The organism is Microcoleus sp. B5-D4 (assembly GCF_036705145.1).
GTDB lineage: Bacteria > Cyanobacteriota > Cyanobacteriia > Cyanobacteriales > Microcoleaceae > Microcoleus.
Genome location: NZ_JAUBTV010000046.1, coordinates 16280 through 28763, shown reverse-complemented (window position 1 = coordinate 28763; position 12484 = coordinate 16280). Strand labels below are relative to the sequence as shown.

The window sequence follows — 12484 nt, the reverse complement described above, 5'->3', positions numbered from 1 at the left end:
TCGCAACTATGTAAACGGCTGTGTGGGAAAACTCCCGCACAGCTTTTAAATTTTCAGGCAGCAGCTAATATTCTCAGTTAGGTTTAGGTAAATTACTAGCAGTGCCAATACCATCACAAACGTGACGTTCTTCAGGCATAACTTCGGAATCAGGATTATTGAGATAGTCACGTACCCAAGTGCAACCCCGCACCATCAGCTCATCTAATCCTTCAACCCGCCATAACTTAACCGTTCCATCTTCGCCACTCGTAGCTAGAAGCTTGCCATTGAGACTAAAACCGACGCTCTTGACCTCACCTTTATGACCTTTGAATACAGCTACCTCTTGACCGGCTACATCCCACAGACGAGCAGTTGAGTCAGCTCCGGCAGTTGCTAGCAGCTTACCATCCTCACTCCAACGGAGTTTCAGAACCGGGCCTATATGACCTTTTAATTCATTTAATTTATGACCGGACAAATCCCACAAGCGGACAGTGCGATCGTTACTACCGGTAGCCAATTTTTGACCGTCATTGCTCCAAATGACGCTGTTGATCCAGTCTCGATGCGCGGGGAATTCTCTTACCTTCTGACCAGATAAATTCCACAAACGTACAATGCCATCCATTCCGGCGGTAGCTAAAAGTTTGCCATTCGGGCTAAAACTGACACTCAGGACGGCACCTTCATGACCTTTTAATTCTCTCAGTTGCTTACCATACAAATCCCACAAGCGAGCAGTGCCATCCTTTCCTGATGTAGCTAAAAAATTACCATCCGGGCTAAAGTTCAGACCCAAAACTCCACCTTTATGACCCTTTAATTCTCTCCGTTGCTTACCAAATAAACTCCACAAGCGAGCGGTTCCATCCTCTCCTGATGTAGCTAAATGTTTGCCATTTGGGCTAAAACTTACCTTCCAAATTATACCTTTATGACCTTTAAATTCTCCCAGATTCTCGCCTGATAAATAATCCCACAGGCGGACATTACCATCAGCTCCAGCAGTCGCTAGTATCTCACCATCAGAGCTAAAACTGACACTCCACACTTCTCCTTTGTGCGCTTTAAAATCAGTTAGCGGCGGGCGATATTGCTGCAAATTCCACAAGCGTACAGTGCTGTCGTATCCCGCAGTTGCCAAAAGCTTGCCATTTGGGCTGAAAATAACACTCCTAACTGAGTCTGAATGCCCTTTAAATTCCTTCAAGAGTTTTCCATTCAAATCCCAGAAACGAACAAACCCGTCCTTTGAACCAGTGGCAAGGTTCTGACCATCTGGACTAAAACTGACGCTAAACACCCAGTCTTTATGTCCTGACAATTCTCTCAACTCTTTTCCTTTCAAATCCCACAGCTTGACAGTGCTGTCCATAGAGGCAGTGGCAAGTTTTTGACCATTGGGACTAAAACTAACACTAAACACCGTATCTTTATGCCCTTTAAATTCGCTTAAAAGTTTGCCGTTCAAATCCCACAACTTGGCGGTGCCGTCCTCAGAACCTGTAGCGAGAGTCTTACCATCTGGGCTAAAACTGATGCCCCACACTTTTTTATTCCTAGTGGTATTATGGGCAGGAAATTCTTTTAATAATTTGCCCTCCCAACTCCATAAGCGAACCATGCCATCCCCAGAACCAGTGGCGATAGTCTTACCATTAGGGCTGAAAGTGATATTAAATACCCCCTCCTTCTGCTTAGGAAATTCCCTCATTAGGTTTCCCTTCAAATCCCACAATTTTGTAGTCCCATCCTCACCACCAGTCGCCAGTAGCCGACCATCCGGGCTAAAGTAGATATTTCTAACACGTTCTTTACTCACTCCAAATTTAATTAGTTCTTTGCCATGTAAATCTGACAAACGAACTGTGCCATCAACTCCAGTACTCGCCAGTAGCTGGCCATCAGGGCTAAAACTGACATCCGTAACGGGGCGTTTATGCCCTTGTAGGCGATTGATTTCTGTGACTTCAGAAGTTACTTTGTGCAGCCTGCCCATGACTTCGTTCATTAAAATTGTGTTTGATATCCACAGGTGCTTAACTTCTTTGGCTGCTTGTAAACTTCCTATCAATGCCTCTAATTGATCGACTTCCAACTTAGCTTCTGAGGAAGTACTTAACGCCTGAATTCGCTCAACTTCTGCTTGCCGCCACTGATATCCAGCAAAGATAGCAAATCCAGCAAAGACAAAAGCTGAGCTGACAGCGGCGAAAAGCAGGCGATGTCTGCGTTGTTTTTCTTGCCTGCGGATGCGATCGCGCAACTCCAAACAAGCCAAGACATATTCAGCTTCTTCTTGGTTGAGATGCACAAATTTGGGCTGTTTCAACAGCACTTGTGCATCTTCTAATCTTCCCCCCTGATGGATTAAATAGCTGTTTTGGTCTGGTTGTTCCTTATGCTGGTGCCAATCTTCTGCCGCCTGATTTATGTTTTCTCGCAGTTGCAAGTCGTTGCGGTTCTGATTCAACCACTCCTGCAACGTTGGCCAATAGCGGATTAAAGCTTCATGGGCGACTTCTACTTCTTCCTTCCCAGTAGTTTCGTTCCGACTGGTGACGACTAGCCGTACCCCTTCACCAGCTAGCTGCTGTACCAACTTCTTAGTGTCTGCCAGATTGCCCGCACTGGACACGAGATCCTCTAATTCCACTCGCTGGCGAGTGTCCCGTCGCTTCTCTCCGTGTATGGCATTCTTATCCAGGCGAGTTAAGCGCAAGAAAATATTCTGGATTTGCTCTTGTTTGTTAGCTGGTAGGCTATTGTAAAAATCATCGGCAGTTTTAGCGATCGCCTGCTGGACTCCACCGATGGCTTGGTACTCCTCATCGCACAGCCAGCGTCCCCGCCGTCGCTTCCACAGTTCCTGCAACGCATATTGCAGCAGTGGCATTGCCCCAGGTTCCCCCTGCACATCATTGAGAATGGCGTGACTCAAGCCAGCTTCAAAGCGCAGTCCCCCCCTGTCTGCCTGCATCTTCATCGCTGTAATTAGTTCGGCAGGTTCCATCGGTCCAACCAATTTTTGTCGGGTTTCAATCCGCTTTCTCAGTGGGGGGTAGAAGGTACACTCTCCTAAAAAGTCCGCCCGCATCGTTATGACAACTTTTCGGCGTTCGGCAAGGTGAAACAACTTGTCGATAAATTCTTGCCGATTGGCTTTATTCTCGCAGAGGGTGAACAGTTCCTCAAATTGGTCTACCACCAATATTGAATGCTGTTCCGATACCTTTAACAGTATTTCTAATTGTTTGAGCGGCTCGTTGCTGGGTGTGATGCGAACCGACTGTAGGCTTGGTTCCTGCTGTTTAAGCTTAGGAATCAGTCCAGCTAGTACCACCGATGACTTACCGCTGCCCGAAGTACCGATAACAGCTAAGAAATTATCCTTCGCCAATTCATGTTGTAAATCTCTAATCAGCTCATCGCGCCCAAAGAAGAACTTGTGGTATTGTTCTTCTGCAAAGGAAGATAGACCGGGAAAAGGACACTGGGCCTTGTATTCTGGTGGTTGTTTGCCCAAAGCCGAGAGAGCATCAAAGCTAATTTCCAGGACTTGCTCGCACAGGTTATCGATCTCTACTATTGCCTGCTGGCGCTGTTCGCGCGCTGTGCGTGACTCGGCTCCCCGCGTATCTTTCAGCGTCTTTACCTGGGTTTCAAATCTCTGCTTGAGTACGTCCGCATTAGGGGCGCGTTCTACGAGGAGTTTGCTCAGCTTTTCCATACCATACTCGATTTCCTCGTCTGTTAGCTCGCGATCGTCAAGGCGATCGCTAAATAAGGGACGCCCACCCAAGCGACTAAACAAAGCCGGGACAGCAATATCGTGACGCTTGGACAATCCGGCTGTTGCCTCTTGTAGCGCCGTATCTACCTCTCCTGACTCTCTGAGTCGTCGATAAAAGTTCTGTCCTAAAGCCAAGCCTGTTTCTACGCTCACCTTGCGTGTCATCGCTACTACCGCAGGCATCCCCAAGTTTCTGACTAATCTTTGCCCTAATCCACCTAATCCTACTTCGGCTCTGGGGTCGGCACTTTCGCAAGTACACAGAAAGGTAAAGTGAGGTAAGCTCCTCTGATAATTACCGATGTTCTTGAGCTCTGAAAGTAATTCTTCTCCCGTAACTGGCTGAACTTGGTTATCGGCTTTTGCCCAGTACAGAACTGTTTCTCCGTTATCGAGCAGTTTGCCGTGGGCGACAAAGTGTAGCAATGTGTATGGCTTCTTGGCGTTAGTCAGTTGCTTAGATAGTTCTTGTAGGGTTGGGGGCCCTATAGCACCTGCGACATCATTTGCCAAAATTTCGTAAGGAATTTCACCCAGCGCTTCCTTGACTCCTGATAAGACAGCTTCAACGTCAAAAGGTGCTAATTGAAACTTACCGATATTAGAGGGACTCGCTACGAGTACCAGTGCCCGCAAGTCACGCCGTCCAATGGGGGGAAAGCGGCGATCGATAATAGTAGGAATGTACAGAGAAAAGGGTACGCGCTGGTTGCGGGCTAAAAGATGCCAACTGCCATCGGCATCAATCGGAGCGCACAGCCTTTCCCAATGCAAGGTTTTGATAGGGTCATTGTCAGCCGCTTCGATCGACAGCAAAATTCGTAACAGGGAGTCCTGACTACTTTTGGATAGGGCACGAACAAAGGTGTCGTACACAGCCCCTTGAAACAGAGCTTTGCCAAGATGGGTGCCGTATTCCCTCTCGTTTTCTTGCTGTTGAGTGAGTTTGTTCAAGTCCTCCTGATTTAGCTGGAGAGTTTCTTTTGAATGGATGGTTAGTCCGTCCGGTTGCTTACACCTGACAACAATGGGCCAGCTACTCTCGCCTGATTTGCTCTGAATGGTAATCTCAAACTCAAAGACGTTCATGCGTCATGTCCCCTCATTATTTCTCACAGAAAGCGGCTCCGAAGCGCACCATATAAGGGGTGGGCTTGAAATTCTTTAACTCGGTTCATAGCGCTTGCACTCCTGGTTTTCACGGGTGATAGTGGCTCCCTAATGGCAATAGTTTCAGTTGGCTTTGCGTAGATTATTAGCAGTACCGATACCATCACAAAGATGGCGATCGCTCTCACTGAGATCGACACTGGGGTTCTTTAGATAATCGCGCACCCAATCGCAATTCATTGCTAGGAGTTCATTCATTCCTGCGATTTTCCACAGGCGGGCGGTGCCATCTTTTCCAGCAGTGAGTATGAGCTTGCCATCCGGGCTGAAGGCCACGCTATTGACCTTACCTTGATGCCCTTTGAAAACCGCCAACGGCTTGCTAGACGACCTGTTCTCAAGATCCCACAGACGGGCGGTGCCGTCTTCTCCAGCAGTGACTAGGAGCTTGCTATCCCCACTAAACTCCACACTTGTGATATGACCTTGATGCCCTTTGAAAACGTTCAACGGCTTGGCTGACGGACTTTCCCACAGACGGACGGTGCCGTCTTCTTCAGCAGTGACTGCGAGCTTTCTATCGGCACTAAACTTCAGACTCCCGGCTAAGCGCTTCTTCCGTTGTATAGAAGCCAACGGCTTGCCAGACAAAATATCCCACTGGACGATACCGTATTCTCCAGTAGTGACTAAGAACTTGCTATCCAAACTAAACGCTACACTCCAAATCTTTCCGTTAGGCGATTTGAGAACTTTCAACTGCTTGCCGGAAGTGTCCCACAGGCGGGGGATGCCGTCTTCTCCTAAAGTGACTACGATCTTGCTATCCGGGCTGAATAGGGCGCTCTTGACCTTACCTTTATGCCCTTGGAGAACTTTCAACTCCGTGCCTTTTGTGTCCCACAGACGGGCGGTGCCGTCTTCTCCACCAGTGACTATGAGCTTGCCATTCCCGCTGAAATGCACACTCCCGACCTTTCCTTGATGCCCTTTGAGAACTTTCAACTCCTTGCCGGAAGTATCCCACAGACGGACTTTGCCGTCGTCTCCAGCAGTGACTAAAAGTTTGCCATCCGGGCTGAACATAGCGCTATTAACCTCACCTTGATTCATTTTAATGACGGTCAACTGCTTGCCAGAAGTGTCCCATAGGCGGACGCTGTCGTCTTTTCCAGCAGTGACTAAAAGCTTCCCATCCGGGCTGAACATAGCACTCTTGTCCTCACCTTGATTCATTTTGAGGACGAACAACGGCTTGCCTTTTGTGTCCCACAGGCGGACGCTGTCGTCTTTTCCTACAGTGACTATGAGCTTGCCGTCCCGGCTGAAGGCCACGTTATAGATATCACCTTGATGCCCTTTGAGAGTGACAAACAGTTTGCCTTTTGTGTCCCACAGGCGGGCGGTGTCCCACAGGTTGGCGGTGTTGTCTTGTGCACCACTGACAAAAAGCTTGCCATCGGGACTGAACGCCACGCTATTGATATCACCTTTATGCTTTTTGCGGACAGTCGATCGCTTACTGGAAGTGTCCCACACACGGGCATTGCCGTCTTGTTCAGCAGCGACTAAAAGCTTGCCATTCGGGCTGAACGCCACGCTATTAACCTCACCTTGAGGCTCTTTAAAAACGCCCAACTGCTTACCAGACCTGTCCCACAGGTAGGCAGTGTTGTCTTTTCCAGCAGTGACTATCAACTTGCCATCCGGGCTGAACATGACGCTATTGACCTGACCTTGATGCTTGCGGACAGCCAACGGCTTGCCAGTAGCGTCCCACAGGCGGGCGGTGCCGTCTTCTCCACCAGTGACTATGAGCTTGCCATCCTCGCTGAACATGGCGCTCTTGACTTCGCCTTGATGCCCTTCGAGAACTTTCAACTCCGTGCCTTTTGTGTCCCACAGACGGGCGGTGCCGTCTCCTCCAGCAGTGACTAAGAGCTTGCCATCCGGGCTGAACGCTATGCTATTGACCTTATCTTGATTCGTTTTGAAATCGACCAACGGCTTGCCTTTAGTGTCCCACAGGACGATGGTTGGCACCGGGCTAAATAGCCTTTCAGAGCCACTGGTAGCCAGTGTCTTGCCATCCGGGCTGAAAGCTATATTATCAACTTGCCTTTGATTGCTTTCTAAACGGTTCAGTTCCTGTCCTGCATAAATTGTCTGGGACAGCTTACCTAGCACTTGATTCCTTAACCCAGCCTCTGGCCAAAGTGTTTCCCAAAATGAATGCTTGAGTGCTTGAGCAGCCTGTAAACTTTCTATCCGTGCATCTAGTGTTTGATTGGAAGCCAAGCGGGCTTCAGCAGATTCTAAAAAACCTAGAATTTGCTGAAGTTCTGCTTTCCTCCACTGAATTCCAGCAAAAATGGCAAATCCACCCAAGACAAAAGCGGCGCTCACAGCCGCCATGAGAATACGGTGTTTGCGTTGTTCCTCTTGTTTGCGAATGCGATCGCGCAACTGGACACAAGCCAAAACATACTCCGCCTCTTCTTGATTAAGATGCACAAATTTGGGGTGCTTTAACAACACCTCAGCATCTTCTAATCGTCCCCCCTGATGTACTAAATAGCTATCTTTGCCTGGTCGATCCTTGTGATTTTGCCAATCTTCTGCAGCCTGATTAATAGTTTCTCGCAGTTGCAAATCATTGCGGTTCTGATTCAACCAATTTTGCAACGCCGGCCAGTAGCGGATTAAAGCTTCATGAGCCACTTCCACCTCTTCCTTTCCCGTAGCTTCGTTCCGACTGGTAACTACCAGCCGCACCCCTTCACCAGCCAACTGCTGCACCAACTTCCTTGTTGCTGCTAGATCATCGCCTGTTGGCACCAAATCCTCTAACTCCACCCTGCGGCGCGTGTCCCGTCGCTTCTCCCCTACTACAGCACTCGCATCCAAGCGAGTTAAGCGCAAGAAAATATTCCGAACTTGCTCTTGCTCAGCAACTGACAAGCTATTGTAGAAATCATCGGCAGTCTTAGCGATCGCCTTTTGGACTCTACCGATCGCTTGATACTCCTCATCGCACAACCACCGTCCCCGCCGTCGCTTCCACAGTTCCTGCAACGCATATTGCAGCAGCGGCATTGCCCCTGGCTCCCCTTGCACGTCATTGAGAATCGAGTGGCTCAAGCCAGATTCAAAGCGCAGTCCTGCACTATCTGCCTGCATCTTCATGGCTGTAATCAGTTCCGCAGGTTCCATCGGCCCAACCAATTTTTGTCGAGTTTCAATCCGCTTTCTCAGTTCGGGGTAGAAGGTACACTCTCCCAAAAAATCTGCCCGCATCGTGATTACAACTTTCCGTTGTTCGGCAACATTTAATAACTTTTTAATGAAGGCTTGCCGATTGTCTTTATCGTCACAGAGGGTAAAAAGTTCCTCAAATTGGTCTACTACTAATATTGAATGTTGCTCTAATAGCTTCGATAATCTTTCTAATCGTCTTTCTAGCTGCTTCAGAGGCTCTTTTCCAGGCGTCATGTAAGCCCACTGGAGGCTTAGCTCCTCCTCTTTAAGCTTAGGAATCAGTCCTGCTAGCACTACCGATGACTTACCACTACCCGAAGTGCCAATTACGGCTAAGAAATTGTCCTTCGCCAGTTCCTTTTGTAAGTCTTTAATCAGCTCATCGCGCCCAAAAAAGAACTTGTGGTATTTTTTATCCGCGAAGGAAGACAGACCTGGGAACGGGCACTGGGCCTTGTATTCTGGTGGTTGCTTACCCAAGGCTGCCAGAGCATCGAAACTCAGGTCGAGCAGTTGCTCGCAGAGGTTGTTGAGTTCTACTATTGCCTGCTGGCGCTGTTCGCGGGCGGTGCGTGACTCGGCTCCGCGTGTATTTTTCAGCGTCTCTACCTGCGTTTTAAACCTCTGCTTGAGTACGTCCGCATTAGGGGCGCGTTCTACGAGGAGTTTGCTCAGCTTTTCCATACCATACTCGATTTCCTCGTCTGTTAGCTCGCGATCGTCAAGGCGATCACTAAATAAGGGACGCCCACCCAAGCGACTAAACAAAGCCGGGACAGCAATATCGTGACGCTTGGACAATCCGGCTGTTGCCTCTTGTAGCGCCGTATCTACCTCTCCTGACTCTCTGAGTCGTCGATAAAAGTTCTGTCCTAAAGCCAAGCCTGTTTCTACGCTCACCTTGCGTGTCATCGCTACTACCGCAGGCATCCCCAAGTTTCTGACTAATCTTTGCCCTAATCCACCTAATCCTACTTCGGCTCTGGGGTCGGCACTTTCGCAAGTGCACAGGAAGGTAAAGTGAGGTAAGCTCCTCTGATAATTACCGATGTTCTTGAGCTCTGAAAGTAATTCTTCTCCCGTAACTGGCTGAACTTGGTTATCTGCTTTTGCCCAGTACAGAACTGTTTCTCCATTATCCAGCAGCTTGCCGTGGGCGACAAAGTGTAGCAATGTGTATGGCTTCTTGGCGTTAGTCAGTTGCTTAGATAGTTCTTGTAGGGTTGGGGGCCCTATAGCACCTGCAACATCATTTGCCAAAATTTCGTAAGGAATTTCACCAAGCGCTTCCTTGACTCCTGATAAGACAGCTTCAACGTCAAAAGGTGCTAATTGAAACTTGCCGATATTAGAGGGACTCGCTACGAGTACCAGTGCCCGCAAGTCACGCCGTCCAATGGGGGGAAAGCGGCGATCGATAATAGTAGGAATGTACAGAGAAAAGGGTACGCGCTGGTTGCGGGCTAAAAGATGCCAACTTCCATCGGCATCAATCGGAGCGCACAGCCTTTCCCAATGCAAGGTTTTGATAGGGTCATTGTCAGCCGCTTCGATCGACAGCAAAATTCGTAACAGGGAGTCCTGACTACTTTTGGATAGGGCACGAACAAAGGTGTCGTACACAGCCCCTTGAAACAGAGCTTTGCCAAGATGGGTGCCGTATTCCCTCTCGTTTTCTTGCTGTTGAGTGAGTTTGTTCAAGTCCTCCTGATTTAGCTGGAGAGTTTCTTTTGAATGGATGGTTAGTCCGTCCGGTTGCTTACACCTGACAACAATGGGCCAGCTACTCTCGCCTGATTTGCTCTGAATGGTAATCTCAAACTCAAAGACGTTCATGGGTCATTTCCTCTCATTATCTCTCGCTTTCCAGATGCCGGAAAACGAATTATTTTCGGTTATTAATACACTAATTATAACGTCAATATAAAACTGTCGAACTTAATCCTGGAAGGGCATAGGAGCATAAATTTTTAATTGATTTTTTTTTATGGCTAACAGGACTTAAACAAATTTTAAGCCCAAACCAAGCAAAAACTGGCTTTATATAGCGATCCTAAATGAATTGTGTAATTGTTGTAGGGGCAAACCCCCCGTGGTTGCCCCGATCCCTGGGGGTAGGCACTCTTAGCACTACCCCTACATATTGGTACAGATTTAGGATTGCTATAGATAGTAAATACGTCCATATTTTCTTGCAGCCAGCGCACAAATCTATAAGATATAGCTGTTGTCAAAGCTGACAAAGCGGAGCGTAAATGTCTCTATAGCCTTTCTCAAATAAATGAGGTCTAATAACAGCAGTGGGTCAACCACAAGACAGAGGTCTGGTTCACCAAGAGAGTTCAAATGCGATTACCCAGAACCCTTCGCCAATGGTTTATATGTTCTCGTACTCTGACAACAAAGAATACCTTTAACCTTTGACCCTACATTTTTGGGAGGCAAAAAAATGCAGAATAGGGGGGTAAAAATATTAATTGTCCCCGCCTTTTGAATGACTTGTTCTATTTCTTTACCCTTATACATACTATATAGTTTCCCTGACTACACAACCATACTTTAATAGTTAGGTAACGAACTTTATGATGATAAAAACCTCGAATATGCTTCCATCTATTCCCCTTAATAAATTTACAGAGAGCAGCAACTAATCGAAAATTCATTTCCTTGATACAAACGAGTTTAACATCACTTTAATCCAGGTAAACTCCACCCCTGCACCACCTTTGTAACAGCATCTCTGGTAGCCTCTGCTCCAAAACCCCAAGCCATCAGTGCAGAATAATCGTTCCAAGGATTATCTCCAAAAGTAGGTTTATCAACATAAAGTTGGCTAAAACCTGCTCCGGCTAAAAACACGATCGCAATTATGTAGCTAGTCACAGTAAAAACCTTCAAACGTACATTCGCACCCGACGCTTGCTCTTCCCAACTCACTAAGCTAGTAGAGGGTGCGGCTCCCAGTAAATTTATCATTATATCCCGGATTTGGACTCCTTTGGCGATCGCCCCCGTCACGTTTACCCCGAAATCGAGTTCTGTCGGATCTACCATATCTGCTTGCTGCGAAAGCAGTTCTGTAATTTCCGCGATCGCCCCTTCTACCTCATCCCTTAAATTAGCATCTTTTGTTAAATCAGCAGGCTGTAAACTTTGTATCCGCTGTTCTAAATTCTGTATTTTAGGCTGCCAATTTTTTGCCTGCTCAACAGACAACTCCTCGCTCAAACTATAAAGTTGTTTTATCTTAGCTTGCAGTGAAAGGTAAGAATTCACTTGTTCAGCTAATCCTTGGAGGCGATCGCGCAATTGCACGGGACTGTCTAAATCGGGAGCGTCTCTTAGCGCATCTTCCAAACTGCGATGCACCGTCTGTACAAAAGGAAGGCTCCGCTCTAGATCCTGTAACTGCTGCTTGATTTCATCAGAATAACCTAACTGTGCCAACCAATCTGCACGACCTTTGAGCCATTTACTCTCGACTAACTCTGCTTGCTGAACTGCATTTTTAGCCTCGTCCCAGCGTTCCCCTTGAAGCGCCATTTTTACATCAATTAAATGTGCTTCCACTCTCGCTTTAAATTCCTCAAATTTTAGAAAATCTGCATCATCTTGCATTTGGATGCGAACTTGGCTAACTCGGACTAAAATCTCATCGCGCGGTCTCCCTTGAGTCCGATAAATGGAAACACTGATGCCTAATGCTGAGCCTATTAATAGGATGAGTAATGGTAAAAACCAATGGTCTTTCACTTTTATAGTTACAGGGATAACTTGCTCTCCATCTTGGTAACTCAACCACAGCTTTCCGTTAAATTCTCCACTTCTAATGACTTTATTCAGGTCAAACTTTACCAAGGTCATCATGAGATTCTGGTTGGTTGAACTGACCGAAGGTTTTTCCACACTAATTGCCTGTGCCGGAAAAATACTATCCCCATCACTCCTATTCAAATCCAAGGGGATTAACTGCAAATTATTTATCGGCGTATTAGTTTGCAGGACGATATTGCGAGTTGCAACAGTTCCACGCATCCCTGACACTGTGACTTGAGCAGGCTCAGCCACGATTTGGCCTTGAGCATTAGCACTCGTAGGTGCTAATAGCTCCAAACTTACTACTAATAATCCAATTGTTACTAACTTCAAATTCAGGGAGGAGAAATTTTCCAAATTTTGGGCAATAAAACTTGGAAAATAGGTGACAATTTCGGCGATTTGGGTAATTCTTTCTTTGAGGTTAACCATACCTAACTCCTTTTTTTGTATTTATTAGCTAAACTTCTATAATTGAGAATAAGCTTGAAAGCAAACGATATCCAATTATTTTCACTATTC

Annotated in this window: 3 protein-coding genes; all 3 read right to left on the bottom strand. The window is 47.1% G+C overall.

Annotated features, from left to right (window positions below):
* Positions 1–73: 73 nt before the first annotated feature.
* Positions 74–4867, bottom strand: a complete 4794-nt coding sequence (locus tag QUB10_RS20550; protein ID WP_333205075.1) for an nSTAND1 domain-containing NTPase — start codon at positions 4865–4867, stop codon at positions 74–76.
* 144 nt (positions 4868–5011) lie between these two features.
* Entirely contained in the window at positions 5012–9982 is a 4971-nt protein-coding gene (locus QUB10_RS20545) for an nSTAND1 domain-containing NTPase (protein ID WP_333205073.1), read from the bottom strand.
* Positions 9983–10834: 852 nt separating this feature from the next.
* A complete protein-coding gene (locus QUB10_RS20540) occupies positions 10835–12394 on the bottom strand; it encodes a hypothetical protein (protein WP_333205071.1) in 1560 nt (519 codons plus the stop codon).
* Between the last annotated feature and the right edge of the window lie 90 nt (positions 12395–12484).